The 20,858-nt window shown below is 53.0% G+C and carries 15 protein-coding genes; 2 read left to right on the top strand and 13 right to left on the bottom strand.

What is annotated here, in order from left to right; translation table 11 throughout:
• The first annotated feature begins 210 nt into the window (after positions 1-210).
• Positions 211-828: a TetR/AcrR family transcriptional regulator gene (locus tag LKD70_RS05745; protein WP_227707082.1), complete on the top strand. Its 618-nt coding sequence runs from the start codon at positions 211-213 to the stop codon at positions 826-828.
• 159 nt (positions 829-987) lie between these two features.
• Here LKD70_RS05745 and LKD70_RS05740 read toward each other — a convergent pair whose 3' ends face one another.
• From LKD70_RS05740 to cls, 3 genes are all read right to left on the bottom strand, one after another.
• Positions 988-1,857 (bottom strand): aldose 1-epimerase family protein, encoded by an 870-nt coding sequence (locus LKD70_RS05740; protein WP_227707081.1) that lies wholly within the window; start codon positions 1,855-1,857, stop codon positions 988-990.
• Positions 1,858-1,961: 104 nt separating this feature from the next.
• A complete protein-coding gene (tig, locus tag LKD70_RS05735; protein WP_227707080.1) occupies positions 1,962-3,038 on the bottom strand; it encodes a trigger factor in 1,077 nt (358 codons plus the stop codon).
• 43 nt (positions 3,039-3,081) lie between these two features.
• Positions 3,082-4,557: a cardiolipin synthase gene (cls, locus tag LKD70_RS05730; RefSeq protein ID WP_227707079.1), complete on the bottom strand. Its 1,476-nt coding sequence runs from the start codon at positions 4,555-4,557 to the stop codon at positions 3,082-3,084.
• A gap of 149 nt (positions 4,558-4,706) precedes the next feature.
• On the opposite strand from cls, the gene LKD70_RS05725 reads away from it, so the two are divergent.
• Entirely contained in the window at positions 4,707-5,156 is a 450-nt protein-coding gene (locus tag LKD70_RS05725) for a hypothetical protein (protein ID WP_227707078.1), read from the top strand.
• 154 nt (positions 5,157-5,310) lie between these two features.
• Here LKD70_RS05725 and LKD70_RS05720 read toward each other — a convergent pair whose 3' ends face one another.
• From LKD70_RS05720 to LKD70_RS05675, 10 genes are all read right to left on the bottom strand, one after another.
• Positions 5,311-5,787, bottom strand: a complete 477-nt coding sequence (locus LKD70_RS05720; RefSeq protein ID WP_227707077.1) for a DUF1934 domain-containing protein — start codon at positions 5,785-5,787, stop codon at positions 5,311-5,313.
• 15 nt (positions 5,788-5,802) lie between these two features.
• On the bottom strand, positions 5,803-6,624 hold the full coding sequence (gene murI, locus LKD70_RS05715; RefSeq protein ID WP_227707076.1) for a glutamate racemase: 822 nt from the start codon (positions 6,622-6,624) through the stop codon (positions 5,803-5,805).
• Between the two features lie 78 nt (positions 6,625-6,702).
• Positions 6,703-7,719: a 6-phosphofructokinase gene (pfkA, locus tag LKD70_RS05710; RefSeq protein ID WP_227707075.1), complete on the bottom strand. Its 1,017-nt coding sequence runs from the start codon at positions 7,717-7,719 to the stop codon at positions 6,703-6,705.
• Between the two features lie 87 nt (positions 7,720-7,806).
• A complete protein-coding gene (locus LKD70_RS05705) occupies positions 7,807-11,280 on the bottom strand; it encodes a DNA polymerase III subunit alpha (RefSeq protein ID WP_227707074.1) in 3,474 nt (1,157 codons plus the stop codon).
• 168 nt (positions 11,281-11,448) lie between these two features.
• Positions 11,449-11,688, bottom strand: coding sequence for a polya polymerase (locus LKD70_RS05700; protein ID WP_227707073.1), 240 nt, complete (start codon positions 11,686-11,688; stop codon positions 11,449-11,451).
• A 351-nt stretch (positions 11,689-12,039) separates the two neighbouring features.
• Positions 12,040-12,876: a CvfB family protein gene (locus LKD70_RS05695; protein ID WP_227707072.1), complete on the bottom strand. Its 837-nt coding sequence runs from the start codon at positions 12,874-12,876 to the stop codon at positions 12,040-12,042.
• 33 nt (positions 12,877-12,909) lie between these two features.
• Positions 12,910-16,260, bottom strand: a complete 3,351-nt coding sequence (locus LKD70_RS05690; protein ID WP_227707071.1) for a UvrD-helicase domain-containing protein — start codon at positions 16,258-16,260, stop codon at positions 12,910-12,912.
• 83 nt (positions 16,261-16,343) lie between these two features.
• On the bottom strand, positions 16,344-18,668 hold the full coding sequence (locus LKD70_RS05685; protein ID WP_227707070.1) for a transglutaminase-like domain-containing protein: 2,325 nt from the start codon (positions 18,666-18,668) through the stop codon (positions 16,344-16,346).
• 28 nt (positions 18,669-18,696) lie between these two features.
• Complete coding sequence (locus tag LKD70_RS05680) at positions 18,697-19,896, bottom strand: DUF58 domain-containing protein (RefSeq protein WP_227707069.1); 1,200 nt, start codon at positions 19,894-19,896, stop codon at positions 18,697-18,699.
• Complete coding sequence (locus LKD70_RS05675) at positions 19,893-20,846, bottom strand: AAA family ATPase (RefSeq protein ID WP_320442585.1); 954 nt, start codon at positions 20,844-20,846, stop codon at positions 19,893-19,895. Before LKD70_RS05675 ends, LKD70_RS05680 begins: the two co-directional genes overlap by 4 nt.
• Positions 20,847-20,858: the final 12 nt, after the last annotated feature.

Below are 20,858 nucleotides of genomic sequence, written 5' to 3'. Positions count from 1 at the left end.
CCTTTGTCGTTTTTCGACCGGCAGTCATATCTAATACTCTGTAAGCGTAACACTATTTCGACCGACGGTCAATCGTCTTTCCTGTCAAATTACGGTTAAGTTTATTCTGTTTTTTTGTGAAGTTTTTCTGTTGGTTCTCCAAGAGCAGATATGCTATACTGTGAAATGACTCTTACTAATTTTTGACTCACTACAGAAGGACGATGCACCATGACAAATCAGACAAAGCAGCCGAAATATGACCGGATTCTGAACGCACTCCAGGAGCTGCTCGAAAGCAAGAAGATCCAGACAATCTCTGTCAGTGAAATCGCGCAGACAGCCGGTATCGGGAAAGGAAGCATTTACTACTATTTTCCGTCCAAAGACGCCATTCTGGACGCGCTGGTTGAGCGCAGCTACGAAAAGCCCATTCAGACGGCCAAGTCACTCGCCGGACAGACTGAAATCTCCCCGTTTACACGGATGGCGATGATCTTCCAGGCATGCAGGAATTCGTCCACCGAGTTCGTCAGATCCCAGGACAGTTCCGAATCCGGAGCACAGGAAAAGGCTTTTCTTCATCAGAAATATATCAATCATATTATTACAGAGCTTAAACCTGCTCTCGCGGAGATCATCCGGCAGGGAATCGAAGCGGGTGAAATCAGCTTTGACGACCCGGAGTCCCTCGCAGAGATTGTCCTGATTGTACTCACTGTCAAGATGGGAAACATGCTTGCCCCATCGTCAAAGGAGGAGATCGACAGGACAATCAGCGCACTCATTTCCCTTCTGGAGAAAGGGACGGACAATCCGCCGGGATCACTGAACTTTCTGATCTCGTAAATCACCGGAAGTGCCAAAAGGCACATTCCGGGATTGTAAGCGGTCGCCAAGGCCTCGGGCAAGCCCGGGCTTATGAGCGTCGCCTGTACAAAAAAGCGCATCCCAGGTTTCCCTGGAAATGCGCTTTTTTCCGTCCCCGATATGTATTTTCCTTTAATCTCAGCCTGCGATCACCGTGTATCCTTTCCGGAACACCTCGCCCGGCGCTGTTCTGACAACATTCGGCTTCTCAGACAGTTCCCTGTCAAATCCCACGTCATCACATCTTCCCATCCATGGTTCCAGACAGACAAACGGAGCGTCCTTCACCGACCAGATTCCGAAATTCGGGAATCCGGGACACCTCATCCCCACATACGGTGTGCCGTCCTTTCTGCAGATCCAGACTTCCTCAATCTGGCCTCCGTCAAAAATCAGAGCATCTTTCTCAAACATTTCCTCCGTGAGCGGGCATGTCCCGTTATCCAGTGCAAGTGTATATGTTCTGGATGTGTCTGCTGCGCCCTCCGCCGGGTTAAGCAGAATATATTCCAGAGATTCTTTTCCCGGGAACTTCAGCATATAATCGCTTTTTTTCTCCTCCTGCTCCGCAAATCGGAACGCCGGGTGTCCGCCGATTGTAAAATACATATCGCTGCTGCCGGTATTATGGACTTCCCACTCTACATTCAGGCACGCTTCTTCCAGAGTATATGTCACAACAAGCTCGAAAGAATACGGATAAACTTCTCTTGTCTCCTCACTCGACGAAAGGAGGAACGACACTTTTTTCTCTGTCTCACAGACACATGTGAATCTGCTGTCCCGCGCAAATCCATGCTGGGATGTGGGATACTGGGTTCCATCGATCAGCACGGTATTCCGGTACGTCTTTCCCACATTTGGGAAGAGAACCGGCGAATGGCGCTTCCAGTATTTCGGATCCGCCTCCCAGAGAAGATCCGCTCCCCTGTTCCGGTCATAGATGCGCGTCACCTCAGCTCCTGCTTCCGCAATCTCTACAAAAAGCCTGTCGTTTTCCAGCTTCATAATCGTTCCTCCCTTTCTGTACTTTCGTACTTTCTCCGTTGTCCGGCATCTTCTGTGCCGCCTTTACCTTTCAGATGTCTCCTGCCGTACATCCAAGAGTCTTGTTACTCCTGCTCTACCTGAACACATTCATCAATCAGATAATCGGTCACAATATCTCTGAGAATCGTAGCTCTCACTGCGGATTCTCCCACGCTTTCCAGATACTGATCCACATCCTCCGCGCCATTCTCTTCCGCATACTCTTCGATTTTCTCCTGGTACTCTTCCTCTGTGAGGTCCAGCCCCTCCTTCTCGGCGATCAGCTTCACTGCCTCGTCGAAAATTGCCGTTCTCTGCGCGATCTCCTCGATCCGGGCATTAAAATCTTCCTCTGTCGTCTGGAGATACGTTGTCAGCAGTCCTTCCATGTCTGTGCCGTACATCTCTGCCAGCTGTTCGTAGGAATCCGTAAGGCTTGCCGCATACTCATCCACCACGTCTTCGGGGTAGGACTTGATCTCCAGGCTGTCAAGAAGCGTTGTCTGGACAGAGCTCGCCAGCTCGGAATGTGCGCTCTCCTCTGACTGAGACTCCAGCAGATCTCTCATCTCCTGCCTGAACTCATCCACGTTCTCGGACTCAGTGCTGTTCGACTGTACCCACTCGTCCGTCAGCTCAGGAACTGTCTCTGTATAGATGCCGTTGAGCACGATATGAAAATCAGCAACCTTTCCGGCCATCTCTTCTGCGTAGGTGTCCGGAAACTGCACTGTAATGTCAAATTCCTCCCCGGTCTGGTGTCCGACTATCTGATCCTCAAATCCCTGATAATCTCCGTTTGCTCCGATAAAACTGCCGCTTCCAAGCTCCAGATCCGCTCCTGTGGCAGAACCGCCGTCAAACGCTGTCCCGTCCACATACCCTGTATAGTCAATATTGACAATATCGCCGGACTGAGCCGCCCTGTCCGTGATCTCGGAACGCTCCGCGGTCGCCGCCACACGGCTCTCCACAAGCTGCTCTACCTGATCGTCAGTGATCTCCACTGTCGCCGCTGCCGGCTGGGGAACTTCCAGCCCTTTGTACTGCGGTACTGTCACATACTCGTTGGACAGCTCACTGCTGCATCCCATCAGGTTTCCTGCTGCAAGCACGGCAGCCGCAGCCGCCGTAATAAGTTTCATTTTCTTTGTGTTCATGTTGTTTCCTCTTCTCCTCTTTATTTTTCTTTTCTTCCGTCCTTTACAGAAGCGGCGACAAAAGTCTTGAAAACTGTTCTTTTCCTTTAATCACGAGACTTCTCTCGTCGTAAACCTTTCTTGTCACGTGAGTACACTGCGTCATATCATTCTCGAATGCCCTCTCCAGGCGCTGCACTGTACGCTCGCTGTAGATCACAGCATTCACCTCGAAATTCAGGCCAAAACTCCGGATGTCCATATTCGCCGTGCCGACACAGGCCACCATTCCGTCCACGCAGAGCGTCTTCGCGTGAAGAAATCCGTTGTTATATACATAACATTTCGCTCCTGCGGCCACCATATCCCCGATGTAGGAATACGTCGCCCAGTAGACAAACGGATGATCCGGCTTGCACGGCACCATAATGCGTACGTCGATACCTGAACGGCAGGCAATCTTCAGCGCGTCCAGAATCGATTCGTCCGGTATAAAATACGGCGTCTGGATATAGACATGATCCTTTGCTCTGTGGATCAGCCTGAGATAGTTGTCATGAATCGTTTTCGTCTGAGAGTCCGGTCCGCTGGAAATGATCTGCACCGGGTCTCTCCCGTTTCTCGTATACTGCGGGATCTCAAAAAGTCTGTCGTAAAGGAACAGATTTTCCTTTGCCGCATAATTCCAGTCCAGCACGAAACGGACAGCCAGCGAAGTCACAGCCGCCCCCTCTATACAGAGATGCGTGTCTCTCCAGTATCCGAACTTCTTGTCTCTTCCCAGATATTCGCGCCCCACATTGAATCCGCCGACAAAGCCGATCCTTCCGTCAATCACTACGATCTTCCTGTGATTCCGGTAGTTGACGCGAAGCTGAAGCTGTCCCAGGAGCGCAGGGAAAAATTCCGCCACCTGAATGCCTTCTCTCTCCAGCCGCTCCCAGTCTCTGTTTTTCATTGTGCGGCATCCCATGCTGTCAAAGAGCACGCGTACCTCTACGCCCTCTCTTACTTTTTCAATCAGGACTTTCTCAATCTCCTGCCACAGCTCATCGTTGCGGATAATATAATACTGCAGATGGATGTACCGCTTTGCCTGTCTCATCTCCTCAATCAGGGCCCGAAATTTTGCCTTGCCGTCTGTATAAATTCGGATATCATTGTTATCTGTCAGAACCGCTTCCCCCGCTTCCAGATTATACAGGATCAAGTCCTGGAATCTGGCCATCTCCGGATTGGCAAGGCGAAGCCGCTTGTGATAGATCGTCTCCTCCTGCCTGCGCACGGCATACTTCAGTTCTCCTTCGATCTCCTTTGCCTTAAACATCCGGCTCTTGTGGAAATCCTGGCCGATGATCAGGTAAAGTATAAATCCGAGTATCGGTATGAAATAAAGCAGAAGCAGCCATGTCCACACAGTCTGGGGTGATCTTCTCTGAAAGAATACAATGATCAGCGCGAAGATAATATTGATGATCGTGATATTGTCCATGATGAAATCATAGACTATCACCACTCCGTTCCAAATTGTCTCTGCCATAAAATAGTAACTCCTTAGTCCAATCGGGCAAAAAACGCCACTATGCACAGTATAACTGTTTTTTCTGTGAAAAGCAAACCCTCTTGCACTTGACTTCAAACAATGTTACAATACTACATGCAAATCAGAGGATTTAGGAGGTTGTTAGGGTGAATACAGTTACAATCGTTTTGCTCGTCATCCTGGTGGTACTGATCGGAGTATGCATCGGATTATATATCTTCGGGAGAAGAGCCGAGAAGAAACAGGCTGAACAGCAGGAACAGATGGAAGCAGCCGCACAGACAATGAGCATGCTCGTCATCGACAAAAAGCGGATGCGTCTGAAAGAAGCCGGACTTCCGCCCGTTGTACTCGAAAGCACACCGAAGTACTTAAGACGCACGAAAGTTCCGATTGTCAAAGCCAAAGTCGGTCCCAGAATCATGACACTGATGTGTGACGCAAAAGTGTTTGAGGTTCTCCCTGTCAAAAAGGAAGTAAAAGTTGTAGTGAGCGGCATTTACATAACAGGGCTCAAGAGCGTGCGCGGCGGATCGATCGAACAGCCGCAGAAAAAGAAAGGATTTTTTGCGCGTCTCAGAGACAGGAATTCGTAGGAAATCCAGACAAAACCCGATCCAAAAGAGGGAGCTTTACCGGTTTTCGATAAAGCTCCCTCTTTATTTATTCATTTTCATTTCTGTTTTCCGCCTGACTGAGGCTTACCCTCCACGGACGGGGGCGCCTTTTATAAGTCCTCCCGTTGGAAACTTACGCCCCCGGCGAGAGCCTCGCCTCGCTCTTGGGGACTATATTCATTCTGATCTCGCAGTCCGCCATGGGCTCATGGTTGACATCCAGCTCGTAGTCCACCTGAACTCCGATATTATCGTCCTCAACATTTATTTCCATATTTTTCGTGTTGACTCCGATCAGCATCTGCCCGTACGGAGTCCGGTAATAGGTGAGATTCTTCTTATTCTTCTCAAAAATCATATGGGAATTCAGGACACCGCTCTTCATGATCTCAACGCTGTCCAAACCGCTGATCTTAATCTTGTTTTTAATGGTGCCGCCCCTGCCCTCAAGCACCTCATCGTACAGAATATAGTGCTTTCCGTTGCGGCAGTAATAACTTGCCGGAGTGACGACTTCGATCACGTCATCTCCGGACTCATACTGACCCGCAGGCTCTTCGAGTATCCCGATATGTTTTCCGGAGATACTGACCAGTACATCTTTCGTCATTTTCTCACTCCGCTGCTAAAACTCTTCAATATTTACCACATTGGTGGTCGGCACGTCAAACGGCATTACCGTGTTCGCAAACTTCCGGAACTTCTCCGCAGCATCGCTCACATAGAAGGAATATCTGCTGTGCTGCACTGTCTCACCGTCATTTTCCATATCCATCTCACGGAGAAGTTTTTTCAGATCCATCGCTGTCTCGTAAGCCGGGTTGACGATCTGAATCCGATCCCCCATGTACTCCCGGATCTTAGACCGCAGAAGCGGATAGTGCGTACATCCGAGTATCATGGCGTCGATATCCGTATTCCGCATGGATTCCAGATAATACTCGATCACTTCCCGGGTCACGACGTGCTCCTTGAATCCCTCCTCGACAAGAGGGACAAACAGAGGACAGGCCTTCTCAATCACTTCGACATCCGGAGCCATCCCGTGGATAATCTTTGTGTACATCCCGCTCTGAACCGTGGCGTCTGTCCCGACAACTCCGACCTTGCGGTTTTTCGTCGCCTCGACGGCAGCCCGTGCTCCGGGGATTACCACTCCCATAACGGGAATGTCAAACTCATCCCGCACCGCATCAAGCGCCAGGGCGCTGGCAGTGTTGCACGCGATAACGATTGCCTTCACATCTTTTGTTTTTAAAAAACGAATAATCTGCTCCGAAAACCGGATAATCGTGTTCTGAGATTTGCTTCCGTAAGGGACACGGGCCGTGTCCCCGAAATATACTATATTTTCGTTCGGGAGCTGACGGGAAATCTCTCTCGCCACCGTCAGCCCGCCGACTCCGGAATCAAACACGCCGACCGGCGCTGTCTTCCTGTTCTCCATATCCACGTCTGCTCCCCAATATTCCTTGCTCCGTTCTCCCCCGCGCCGGCATCTTTCCCGGCGGCTCTCTGTCTTTGATCAGAGAGCCAGTGTTTTTGCTACATTGTACTGATACTGGGAGATCGTCTTCTTCATGCTGAGAGCTTCGTCGATGTCGAAGTCCACGTATTTTCCGTCTTTGTATCCGACTACGCGGTTTGTCTTACCCTGGCAGAGAAGATCCACAGCCATCGCTCCCATGATGGATGCGTAAACTCTGTCCTTACATGTGGGGCTTCCGCCGCGCTGCATGTGTCCGAGGATTGTCGCTCTCGTCTCGATTCCGGTTGCTTCCTCGATTCTCTTTGCCATATTGATGGAATCTCCGATTCCCTCTGCATTGATGATGATATAGTTTTTCTTGCCGCGCTTTTTGTTTGCCATGATATCATCGATAATTTCCTGCTCGTTGAAATCATGTTCCTCAGGCATGAGGATATGCTCTGCACCGTTTGCGATACCGCACCAGAGAGCAAGATAACCCGCGTCACGTCCCATAACCTCGATGATACTGCATCTCTCGTGAGATGTGGATGTATCGCGGACTTTATCGATCGCTTCCATCGCCGTATTTACCGCTGTATCAAAACCGATTGTGTAGTCTGTACATCCGATATCCAGGTCGATGGTTCCCGGAATACCGATTGTGTTTACTCCCAGGTTCGCCAGCTTCTGCGCTCCCGCAAAGGAACCGTCTCCGCCGATGACCACAAGGCCGTCGATGCCGTATTTCTTGCAGATTGCAGCCGCTTTCTGCTGTCCTTCCTCTGTTCTCATCGCCTGGCAGCGCGCTGTCTGAAGGAATGTGCCGCCGCGCTGAATTGTATCTGAAACATCACGGGCGGAAAGATCAATAATCTCCTCTCTCAGAAGTCCGTGATAACCTCTGCGGATTCCGCGGACTTTAAGCCCTTTTGACAGAGCCGTACGCACGACCGCACGGATCGCTGCATTCATTCCCGGCGCGTCGCCCCCGCTTGTGAGAACGCCGACTGTACGGATTCTGTCTTCAATCTCATCCAGGTATTTTTCCTTATCCATCATATTCTCTGCCATATTTTCTCCACCTTTCTCCAACTCCGATAACTGTCAGGTCTGTAATAAACCATAGAAACTAACAATTCCGACAATATTTTATCGTATTTAGAAATGGTTTTCAATAGCTTTTTCCACCACTTTTACCCGGCTCTCCCCGAAATGATTCATCAGTCTGCCCAATATCTGCGGGCTCACTGAAATGTTTCTGTTCCGCGGCAGACGCTTGATTGCGCGCTCCTTCGCACAGTAAATCACAACCTCGTCCTCGCCCTCGGAATCAGCCAGATAGCCGTATACGATCTGCTCCTCGTCGAGGAAGGACGCCTTGTCCGGGAACTGGATCCACAGCTCCCTCTTCGTCTTCTCGAACGGAATCACCTTCTCGCAGATCAGCTTGCTCGCTTTCTCTTCCTCCTCGGAGACACGTCCGCGGATAAACACCTTGCTGTCCTGTTCAAGATACTCCCTGTTTTTCTCGTAGTCTCTCGGGAACACGACAACTTCCACCGTACCCGCCAGATCCTCCAGCGTGACGAAGGCCATCATCTGGTTCGTCTTTGTGTGCTTGACCGTCTTATCCGTAATCATCCCGCCGACGATCTCCTTTGCCCCGTCATGCACTTTCGTCCGTCCGCTCTCTTCGTCAGGCTGGAAGTCCAGTGTCGTGGCAGTAATGACTTTCTTCCATTTCTCCTCATACTCATCCAGCGGGTGTCCGCTGATATAGATACCGAGCACCTCTTTTTCAAACGCAAGGAGATTCTCCTTCGCATATTCGCCCACATCGGGCAGTTTGATCTGGAACTCGCTTTTCTGCTCCTCACCTACGAGGTCAAAGAGGCTCATCTGGCCTGTCATGGAATACTTCTTCTCCTGATTCACATGCTCCACGATCTGGATATAAATGCTCATGAACTGTTTTCTCGTTCCGCCCAGCGTATCCAGCGCCCCCGCCTTGATCAGGTTCTCGATGATCCTCTTATTCAGAATTTCCTTTGCGGACAGGCGGGTGATGAAGTCTTCCAGGTTTTTAAACGGGCCGTACTCATCCCGGTCTTCGATGATCGCCTGCACGACGGGCCGGCCGATGCTCTTGATCGCGGCCAGTCCGTACCGGATATTCCTCCCGTCTACCGAGAAGTCCGCCTCTCCCCTGTTGATATCCGGGGGCAGAATCTGAATGTCCATCTGCCGGCACGCATAAATATACTCCGAGACTTTGGACGGGTTGTCAATGACAGACGTCATCAGCGCCGCCATAAATTCCACCGGATAGTAATATTTCAGCCACGCAGTCTGGTAGGATACAACCGCATACGCAGCCGCATGGGACTTGTTGAACGCATATTTTGCGAAGTCGATCATCTCATCATAGATCTTGTTCGCCGTCTTCTCGTCGATTCCGTTTTTGATACACCCCGGCACGTTTGTCTTCTCGTCACCGTAGACAAAGATCTGCCGCTCTTTCTGCATCACGTCCCCCTTTTTCTTGGACATGGCTCTCCGCAGAAGATCGCTTCTTCCCAGCGTGTATCCTGCCAGATCCCGGACGATCTGCATAACCTGCTCCTGGTACACGATACACCCGTAAGTCGGCGCCAGGATGGGCTCAAGCTGGGGGCAGTCGTAGGTGATCGATGCCGCGTCGTTCTTTCCCCTGATATACTGGGGAATGAAGTCCATCGGGCCCGGACGGTACAGGGCGATGCCGGCGATGATGTCCTCCAGACTGTGGGGCTTTAACTCCTTCATGAAGCTTTTCATTCCGCTGCTCTCGATCTGGAAGATACCGTCCGTCTTTCCGGTTCCGATATAGTCCATGACCGCCTGATCATTATAGTCGATCTTTTCCATGTCAATATCCGGGTCTTTCTTCCGGGCCATCTCCACTGCGTTCTGAATCACGGTCAGCGTCCGAAGCCCCAGGAAGTCCATCTTGAGGAGTCCCAGCTCCTCAAGTGTCGTCATGGTAAACTGCGTCGTGATCGTTCCGTCCGCCGCCCTTGAAAGCGGCACATACTCGTCCACAGATTTCTGGCTGATAACTACGCCCGCCGCATGCATGGAACTGTGTCTCGGAAGCCCTTCCAGACGCTTCGCCATGTCGATGAGCTGTTTTACCTGCTCGTCCGTCTCGTACGTTTTTCTCAGCTCCGGATTCTCCACAAGCGCTTTGTCAATCGTTATATTCAGCTCCTGGGGAATCATCTTCGCGATGGAATCCACAAACGCGTAGGGCAGATCCATCACGCGGCCCACGTCACGTATCACTCCGCGGGCTGCCAGCGTACCGAACGTCACGATCTGCACAACCCGGTCTTTTCCGTACTTTCTCACCACATAGTCGATCACTTCCTGCCTCCGCTCAAAGCAGAAGTCCACGTCGATATCAGGCATGGTCACACGCTCCGGGTTCAGGAAACGCTCAAAGAGAAGCTGATACTGGATCGGATCAATAGTCGTGATCCCGAGACAGTAGGAGACGATGCTCCCGGCCGCCGATCCTCTTCCCGGCCCCACGGCGATTCCGTGATCCTTCGCGTATTTGATAAAGTCCCAGACAATCAGGAAGTAATCCACATATCCCATATTGCGGATCGTGTTCAGCTCGTACTCGAGCCGGTCTTTGAGCTCCTGCGGGGGATTTTCATACCGCTTCGCAAACCCGTCCCAGCAGAGCCGGTTCAGATATTCCCAGGAAGTCAGCCCGTCCGGGACATCATATTTCGGCAGCTTCGTCACTCCGAACTCGATCTCCACGGAACACCGGTCGGCAATCTTCTGCGTGTTGTCCAGCGCCTGCAGCGCGAAAGGAAAAAGCTTCTCCATCTCCTCCGGCGACTTCACATAGTACTGTCCGCCCTCATAGCGCATCCGGTTCTCGTCTGCGAGCTTCTTTCCCGTCTGTATGCACAGAAGGATATCATGAGCCCGGGCGTCCTCTGCATAAGTGTAGTGAACGTCATTGGTCGCCACCAGCTCGATGCCGGTCTCCTGTGACATCTTCATAAGCTGCTGGTTCACAAGCGTCTGATCCGGCAGCCCGTGGTCCTGAAGTTCCAGGAAATAATTGTTCTCCCCGAAGATATCTCTGTACTCAAGAGCTGTCTTCTTCGCCTCGTCATAGAGTCCCTTCACAAGATATCTCTGCACCTCTCCGGCAAGGCAGGCGCTTAAGGCAATGATTCCACTGTGGTACTCCCTCAGAATCTCCTTGTCCACACGGGGCCGGTAATAGTATCCCTCCACAAATCCTTTTGATACAATCTTCATCAGATTGGCATAGCCCTCGTTGTTCTCCGCCAGAAGCACGAGATGGTAGTAGCGGTCCTCCCCGCCTGTCACTTCCCGGTCAAACCTGGAATTCGGCGCGACATACACCTCGCAGCCGAGAATCGGTTTGATCCCCTGCCTGCGCGCCTCTCTGTAAAAATCGATCACGCCGTACATGACGCCGTGATCCGTAATCGCCGCACTGTTCATCCCCAGCTCTTTTACCCTGGAGACGTACTCTTTTATTTTATTCGATCCATCCAGAAGACTGTATTCCGTATGGACGTGCAAATGTACAAAACTCATTCTTCACCTCTGTCTGAATCACGGAAGTACCCAAGGGCACATTCCGGGATTGTAAGCGGTCGCCAAGGTCCCGGGCAAGCCCGACTTTGGCTCGTCGCCTGAACAAAAAGGGCTGCTCCCTTCGGAACCGCCCCACAAGTTTCCTCCGTTCTCTTCTGCAGGAAAATGCTACTCTTTCCTTCCGAGCATAAACCGGATCAGCTTATCCGTATCCTCTTTCTCATACGTGACGATTTCCAGCTCCGGAATCTCGCCGTTTGAAAAGACACTCGCCATAGAGACATACTGAGACAGTTTTGACTTCAGATTCAGCCTGTCTCCCTCTCCTGTCACAAGCTCTACCTTGCCCCTGCATGTGTCGATCACTCTGAAAAGGCCCTCTACATCTGTGATATTCTGAACTTTCATAAGATATTCCTCCTGACTGCCCATGAAACGAATGTGTTCTCGTAGCTTAGCGTCAGTGTACAAGAGGCAACACGCTCCAAACCGCGTAATTTCGGCGATTTTCTGTGTTATCCTCAATCGGCGTACGTCCAGTACGCCTCTATCGTCTGCCTTGAAAATCACCGAAATTGCTGCGGTTGGAGTCTTCGAGTCGTGAAGGTACTGATTTGGGGGCCTTCAAGGCACTTGATCGACGCGTACAGAGACGTACGCGGAGGGAAAGTAACGCAGAAGGAGCCCAAATCAGCCCTTCAGCGACCGTATTGTCCCTTGTACACTGACGCTATGCTGCCCGCATAACACAATTATAGCCTATTTGATCCGGATTGCAAGTATCTGTTCCCGCTCGTGATCGATCCTGATTTTCTTCTCTTTGAGGAGTCTGCCGACAGCGCGCTTGAATGCCGCTTTGCTCATGCCGAACTCCGTGCTGATGCGCTCCGGGTCCGCCTTGTCCGTAAACGGAAGTATCCCGCCGTTCTTTTCAATTTTATTCATGATCTTCTCTGCGTCTGCGTCCATCTGCTCCGGGATCTTTCCCCTGACGCTCAGATCCAGCTTGCCGTCTTCCTTTACCGCCGTCACTCTTGCCTCGATCTCCTGTCCCGGGGTAATCCTGCCATAGATTTCCCTTCGCGGGATCAGTGCGGAATAGCAGTTGTCCACGGCTACAAACGCGCCGAAATTCTGGCTCACTTCATAAACCGTTCCCTTTACCGTATCGTCTTTTCTGTAAGGCGAGTCTGTCCGCAGAAGCGGATAAATCTTCATCGTCGCGCACAGCCTGCCGCTCTTGTCGATATAGAGGCTTACAAGACACCGGTCGCCCTTCTGCACTTTCCACGTCTGCTCTTTGAAGGGAAGCAGAAGATCTTTCTCCAGTCCCCAGTCAAGAAACGCTCCCACACGTCCCACGTCCGCCACGTCAAGCACAGCGAGTTTCCCGAGCGTCAGCTTCGGCTCGTTTGTCGTGGCAATGAGACGGTCGGAAGAATCTTTGTACAGAAAGACCTCCACCGGATCTCCCGGCTCAAGCCCCTCCGGAACCTGCTTTTTCGGAAGGAGCACTCTCTCCTCCTCACTGCCCAGATACATGCCGAAATCCACCTTTTTCACTGCGGTCAGCACCTGTTTTTCTCCCAGTTTCATATGAATTTATATCTCCTTTCAGGCTCAGACCCGTCACATGTCAAAAAGGTTCATCTGATGCCAGTTTTCTTCTCTTTTCTTTCTCGCCGCGTTCTCAGAGGCGGCCAGTCCTTCCGGAAGCTCTTCCAGAAACTCCGACGGTTCTTTCGCTGCGGTCAGGATCAGCTCTTCTTTCGCCCGTGTCATTCCCACGTAGAACAGCCGCCGCTCCTCCTCTGTGTCCGCCGGATGGCTCTCGCTCTCCAGAGGGATCGATCCCTGATCCGCTCCGTAGATAAACACCGCAGGGAACTCCAGCCCCTTGGAACCGTGAAGCGTCATGACCGTGACAGCCCCGGACACATATTTCTTGTCCTGACAGCGCTTCAGGTCACTCTCCACGCCCAGTCCGACCGTCTGAAGGAACTCCGGCATACTCCGGTAAAACACCGTCATCTGCAGAAGCTTTTTCACGTCGGGATCGTCTGTAAATCCCATATCTTCCGCCCACTGTTTTATAAACCGCTCCGGCTTCTGTTTTCTGTAAAGCGGCAGGTATTTTTCCGCGGCGTTTCTCACCGCTTCCGCCGCCATCGGGCTCCACTCAAGCTCCCAGAGGCCGGAAGCGCACTCGCGGGCCAGTTCTTCCCATATATTTCCCTCCCGTATCGAAGTGCTGATTTCCAGCAGACGGAAAAATCTCAGACTGTTCTGCACACGTTCCGCATTCAGGAAGTCTTCCCTTCCCGCCATAATATACGGGATGCTTTCCTTTTTCAGGCACCGCTCCACAATCTCCGCCTGATGATGGGTCCGGCAGAGTACGGCAATCTCGTCGAAAGACCTGATCTTCCTCTCTCCCGACTCCCATGCCGCTTCCTGAGCTTCCAGCATGCCGATTCCTCCGGTCATGCGCCCGATCTCTTTGGCGATAAAGACCGCCTCGCCGCCGGAGCTCTCCGAACGCACGATCCGCACCGGCACATTGTCCGGACAGTTCGGATGAAGTCTGCTCTCTGCTCCGCCGGAAATCACAGCCTCTGCAGCGCGCAGAATCTGGGGCGATGACCGGTAGTTTTCCTTCAGCGTGATCAGTTCCAGATCATCATACTCCATTTTCAGCCGGTCAAAGCACGCAGCGTCTGCCCCGCGGAATCCGTAGATCGACTGATCCGGATCTCCGATCACGAACAGCTCTCTTCCCGCGCCGCTCCACAGCCGGATCAGTTCCAGCTGAACCGGATTGATATCCTGAAACTCATCTGTCAGAAGATAGCGGAAGCGTTTCTCCCATCCGTCCGGCACCTGCCCGATCCGGATGCGTTCCGCTGTTCTCAGAAGAAGATCATCAAAGTCCAGAAGCCCTGCCTTCCGCTTTCTCTCCTCGTACCGGTCCACAGTCTGCTGCCAGAGTATATCATCCCCGCCGCCCGGTTCTGTCATTCCCGATTTCATGCCCGTTTTTGTCATCCCTGATTTTCTGCGGGATACAGATTCCAGAAATTCTCCGGTCTTCATGGAAAGCCTCGTCTCCTCCAGAGCCTCCTCTGCAAAGGCTTTCTGCTCTCCGCTGTCAATCAATGAGAACTCTTCCCCGAGTTCTTTGAGGAAATTCATGCAGACAGCGTGGAATGTCCCGATCTGGAGCGATCTTCCGATCGTCTTTTTCCCGGTTTCTCGGATAAGGCGTTCGCGCATCTCGGCCGCCGCCTGATTCGTAAAAGTCACTGCCGTGATCTCTCCCGGACGGACCTTCCGGTATTCCAGAAGATATCGCAGCCTGGATATGAGCGTCTTCGTCTTTCCCGTGCCCGGCCCTGCCTTGACGGCAATGTGGGGAGACGTACACCGGACGGCATATTCCTGCTCCGGATTCAGCCCTGAGAACATTCCGGCATCTCTTTCCGTATCCGCTCCGTCACCCCTTCCATGTTCTGCTTCGACATTCCTTCCATGTTCCGCCTCAGCGTTCCTTTCAGACTTTGCTTCGGAATTTCCTTCCTGTTCCGCCTCAGCGATCCTTTCAAATTTTGCCTCAGCGGTCCTTTCAGATTTCACCCCGGCACCTTCTCCGGGATCCGTTTCTTCTCGTGCCGCCTTCTTTCCGACGGATACTTTCGTTTCCGGAACGCCGATCATGTCAAAGAAGCTCATCTGCCCCTCGGTATTGTGGAGTTCTTCCGCGCTGAACAGACGGATCACACCGTACTCTCCGTCAAATCCCGGAATCCGCTCGACCTTTCCTTCCCGCAGCCGCTCAATCCCCTCGGCAATGCGCTCTGACGCGGCTTTTCGTATCTCGTCCGCCGGAATTGTCCTTAAAATCTCGAACTCCGGCCCCAGTTCCTGTACCATCCGCTCGTATTCCCGCTGCACTTTCACACTCGCGGCAGAATGCCCGACACAGGCTCCGATCACCTCCGGGAGAGGCACAAGGCTCTCAAAGGGCTTGGCATTTTCCCTTACATACCCTTCCGCACGGTCTGAGAGTTCCTCAACCCGGTGGGAAACTCCCACCGTGATTTTCCGTCCGCACACCGGGCATTTTCCGCCGTATTTCATCGTCTCCGCCGGAGTCAGACAGAGGTTGCATTTCCGGTGTCCGTCCATATGATATTTTCCCTCTTCCGGGAAAAACTCGATCGTTCCGTACAGTCCTTTTCCGGTCTGAATCGCGTCCGAAAGTCCCTGATACGACATGGGAATATCGAGCAGATTCGCCTCCCGGCCGAGTTTTGCCGGCGAATGGGCGTCCGAGTTGGAGATCAGCTGATACCGGTCAAGCGCTGACACTCTCCAGTTCATTGGCGGATCAGAGGACAGCCCGGTCTCCATCGCATGGATATGCGGCGTCAGATCCTCAAAGCACTCTTCCACTGTGTCAAACCCTGAGAATGCGCCGAACAGGGAAAAATGAGGCGTCCAGATGTGAGCGGGCACATACACCGACCCGGGCGATATCTCAAGGGTAATCTCCAGCAGATCGCGGCAGTCGAGTCCGAGAATCGGGCGTCCGTCCGAGTGGATATTTCCGATCTGTTCCAGCCGGGCTGAAATTTTCTGCGCATCTTCCAGTCCCGGAAGAAGAATCAGGCTGTGAACCTTGCGCACTCTGCCGTTTTTCTTGTATATGGAACTGATCTCTCCAGAGACAACGAATCTCGGGCGGATCTCCCCGGGTATGGCTCCGCCGATCCGGTACTCGTCTTTCAGAACATAGAGCCCGTCCTCCGCCGGCGTAAGCTTTTCGGAGAGTTCCTCCCTCCATGCGGGATGGGTAAAATCCCCTGTCCCGACGATATGAATCCCTTTCTTTCTCGCCCACAGATCCAGATGCTCCGGCGTACAGTCTTTGCTCGTGGCTCTTGAGTATCTGGAGTGGATATGCAAATCTGCTATGTACATATAAAATCACCTGTCCTCCGCGTTCCCTCTATGATACCACAAACAGGGGGCGGCAGACAATATCACAGTTCATTCACGCGGATTTACACAGATATTTCCGGCCATCTGACCCGTGCCGCAATCTTTCTGTGCCGCGGGAGGGAGGCGATCACTTCCTTTCCCGCGCTCAGGTAAATGCGGTACACATCCTCTGCAGCCCGGGCATCCTCACCGGAGTTTTCTCCCCCGTTTCTCGCGAACGCGGCTTCTGTCACAAGACGCACAAGGCGCTCTGCCTCCTCCCCGGAAATGCATGCGATCTCTTCGGAGAGCCTCTGCGGGAACGCCTCTTCCTGTCCGTCAAAATCCGTCAGAATCCCCGCATAGTGGATGAGCTCCATCATCCTTCCGAACACCGGTCTTACTCCGCCGTTTTTAAGAAGGCGCTCCCATCTTTTTGCCCTGCGGATATGCAGAACATACAGAACAGCTCCAAGCGCTGCCAAAGCCGCAGCTGCCAGCAGAACTTTCCCCCATACCGTATCGGGAATCAGTTTTCCGACTGCGTTTCCAATCCTCTCTCCGGCTGATGTGAGTATCCGCTCCGCCGGGTCTGTGCCGCTTCCGCTCTGCTCCCCGCCGGCCTGCTCTTCCTGCTCATCCGCCTGCGCATCTTCTGCCTGTGTCCCGTCCGAATCACTCCAGCCGCTCTCCGAACGTATCGTGTCGTACACAGAGCTGTCAAATCCCGGATAGTGCGCGGCCTCCCCGGCAGCGGACGGAGTGACCTCCACCGGAGTCCATCCGTAGTTCTCAAGGAAAATCTCCGGCCATGCGTGTGCCGCCTCGTCTGTCACCACCGCACGGTACAGTCCGTTTTCCTGCTGCTCAAAATCCGACGGGGAAAGGACGTACCCCGCCGCGTATCTGGCAGGGACTCCATACATCCGGTACATCAGCGCCGCCGCCGAGGCAAAATGCTGACAGTATCCCTGTCCGCTCTCAAAAAGAAAATATTCCACCGGGTCCTGGTTGAACCGGAACATCCCCGGCGTCATCGTATATTCCGCCCTGCTGTTCAGCGTATGCAGGATAAATGACGTGACATGGCTTAAGTCCTCCTGTGGATTCTCCCTGCACAGCTCTGCAAGCCGCGGAGTCTCTCCGGCATCAAATTCTGTATATGCCTCCTGTGCCACAGCCATGTAGGCGTCCTTAAGCTCACGGTATGAATTTCCGGTGGATTCATATTCGGCCGAAAGCTGATCCCAGTCCGGTTTCATATCCGCCTGCTCATAATACCGGAACTCATACCCGACCGCTCCCAGTGAAAGTTGTCCGGAATTCGTCCATATCCCGTAATACGGCTGATACCACTGTGTCTCCGACCGGTCCAGCTCCACCACTGTCATCTGCCGGATCTCATCCTCTGTATTCTGCATCCAGTTCATGGAAAAATAGAGGGAGCTGTACATTCCCGGAATCCAGTCGCTCCAGCTTCCCCAGTGCAGATACTGTTCCTCCATGCGGTCAAAGAGTTCTTCATCTGTATTCGGAAGCCACTCTCCGTCCGTGTAACTGCCTCCGCTGAAGCCCTTCAGGTACAGCGTCTCCGAAGGTTCTTCCGTAACCCACACTTCCAGCTTCTCCTCGCCCGCCGGGTACCGGTTGCCTCTGCTGATTGTTCCGCTGGCCGGGCTGTCGGCATTCCCGTCGAACCGCCGCACAGTTCTCTGCAGCATTCCCTCTGCGTCATATACTCTGTCGTAAAACCAGTCGGCATTGGCACTCACAGCCACAAGCGCTGCGGCAAAAAGCGCCGCAGTAAGCGCCAGTGCCCCCGCGTTTCTTCTGCCTCCTGCCGCCTGCGTCTGCCGGATCCAGAACACTGTCTGAAACACGCACATAGCGAAGACGGACGGTGTCATTATCTCCGCCCCAAGCAGCGGTCCGGAGAGAAACAAAACAGTAACCGCTGCATATACCGGCCAGAACAGATGCAGTCCGTACAGAAGAACAGATAAAAGCACGGTCAGGGCAGGCAGAATCAGAAGAAACGCCGTTTCTGTCCCTGCCGCACTCCCCGCTGCAGTTCCGGCCGCCGCTTCTGTATCCCCGGCAGTTCCCGCAATGCTTCCGGCAATATACTCCAGCCCCTGAACAGCCGGTTCCCTCAAAAAGAAAAACAGCGCCGCCGTTCCCCCGAAGAGAAGAAGCAGCGCCGGCGCCATCCATTTTTTCCGTCTCAGCGAGATCTGCCACAGAAGAAGAGACAGCACGGCCGCAGCCGCAAAAAGATACCACGCGCCTGTTCCGCTTCCGCTGACAGACATGAGAAAAATAAGGACGCAGGCAGTTCCTGTCATCTGGAACACCGGCGCCATCCACTGCTCCGTTTTTCTTTTTCTTCTTTCCGCTGTCTTTTTCATCGCTTACCACCTGATAACCTGCTGTTATCTACAGATAAAGTGTAACCCGCTCCAGTTCCTCCTCATAAAGATCCGGCGAGAAACAAAACACCGTTTCGTTTCCCCGCATCAGCCTCAGACTCCCGTCCAGAATATACCCCGGCTCCGCCCCGGCGCTGTTTCCTGTATGCGCCCGGCTCCCGCTGTATACCTGACTCTTTTCTTTCTTCGCGCGGCTTCTGCTGTATGCCCGGCTCTTTTCTTTCTTCGCCCGGTTTGCTTCTGACACCGTATTTTCTGCTTCCTCTCCGTCCCGGTTTTCCCTCCAGGCGGCGGCGTCGTCCGCAAACAGTTCGCAGAGCATCCGTTTGGCACTGTCATCATCCGAAATCCAATAGGACGACGGTTTCCCTGCCGGAGTTGTCCATCTTACAGTCACACTGCTTCCGTTTTCCGCCAGACCGCATAAAAGTGCGTACAGAATCTCGTAGAACGCGTCCGGAATCATCTCTCCGGAATCCTTTTTCCCCCACGGATCAAGCCTGAGCTCTGTGTGCCGTTCCGGTTCCGGCTCATACTCTCTGACCCAGAGCGTATCTGTCCGGGCGCTCTGTTTCCAGTGTATGGCTCTGCTGGAGTCTCCCTCTCTGTATTCTCTGAGAAACTTCACGTCTCCGTACTCTGCCGCCTTTCCGTCTCTTCCCGTATTCTCTCCGCCCCGGCTCAGCCCCGGATACGGCTCCTCAAAGACAATATTCGCCCTTCTCTTTACCGGAAAGACAACCACATCCACCGCGCCGTCAAACGATCCTTTTGCACCGAAGAGGGACAACGGGTCGTACACTTTCATTTCCTCCGGCTCCGCCTTCAGGACACCGCAGTGAGGCGTGTGTACAGGGACAAGGATCCGGATGCGGCTCTCTGCGCTGATATTCCCGGTAAATCTTTCGGTTTTTCCCCTCTTCTCTCCTCTGTATCTCACCTTCATGCGGATGGTGAACCTGGCAGCGGATATCTTCCTTCTGTTCTCAACATCAACCGGAATTCCGCATCCGGCTCCTCTCTCAGCCTCCACAACCGTGCCCGCGGGCGCAGCAAAGACTCCGCCCCTCAGATACCGCGACACAATCAGCATCACAAAGAACGCCATAACCTGCGCCACAGCCAGTACCATGAACGGAAACAGCCTGTACATCCCCGCGATATACCACGCTGCTGCCATGACAATGATATATACCGCTTTCTTCATCGCATCTTTTCTCCCAGAGGCGGCCTCTCCACTGACTCTGTAATATCCTGTATAATGTCCTCTTTCGTCACATTTTCCATCTCTGCACCGCCGTTCAGGGAAATGCGGTGTCTTATAATATAGGGGAACTGTTCCGCCACATCCCCGGGCGTGACATAATCCCGCCCGTTAAGCCACGCCGCCGCCCGGGAAAGTCTCACAAGGGCGATCGTTGCCCTGGGGCTGCCGCCGCGAAGCAGACGGCTGTGCTCTCTTGTCGCTCTGACAAGGCTGACAATATACCGGTACACGGAGTCTTTGATATACACTTCGCATATTTCTCTCTGGATATCAAGAAGCTCCTTCCTTTCCAGCACCGGTCTGACACTGTGAAGTCTGTCCTCATATCCGATCCCCTTTGCCAGGTTCAGCTCACTTTCACGATCCGGATATCCGATCGACAGGGACATCATGAACCGGTCCACCTGAGCTTCCGGAAGCCGCTGCGTGCCGGCTGCTCCGGACGGATTCTGCGTTGCTATAACAAAGAAGGGAACCGGCACTTCCCGGGTCACGCCCTCCACCGTCACTTTTCTCTCCTCCATTACCTCCAGAAGAGCAGACTGTGTCTTCGGCGAAGTACGGTTCAGCTCGTCCGCCAGAAGCAGGTTGCAGAAGACATTTCCCTCCTGATATACGAATTTCTCTTCTTCCCTCCGGTAAACAGAGAATCCCGTCAGATCCGACGGGAGCACATCCGGAGTAAACTGGATTCTCCGGAAATCCAGGCTCATCGACCGGGAAAAGGCGAGCGCAAGCGTCGTCTTCCCCACGCCCGGGATATCCTCCAGAAGGACGTGTCCGTTGGCGAGAATCGCCAGCATAATCTCCCGGATCTCGCGGCTTTTGCCGAAGATCACCCCGCCGACCTGTTCCATTGCGTTTAATATTTTATCTCTCTCTGCGTCCAAAATCCGTCCCTC

It is taken from the genome of Ruminococcus turbiniformis (genome assembly GCF_020687545.1).
GTDB lineage: Bacteria > Bacillota > Clostridia > Lachnospirales > Lachnospiraceae > Mediterraneibacter > Mediterraneibacter turbiniformis.
Note: the sequence above shows the minus strand (reverse complement) of the source record. Positions and strands in the feature narration are given on the sequence as shown.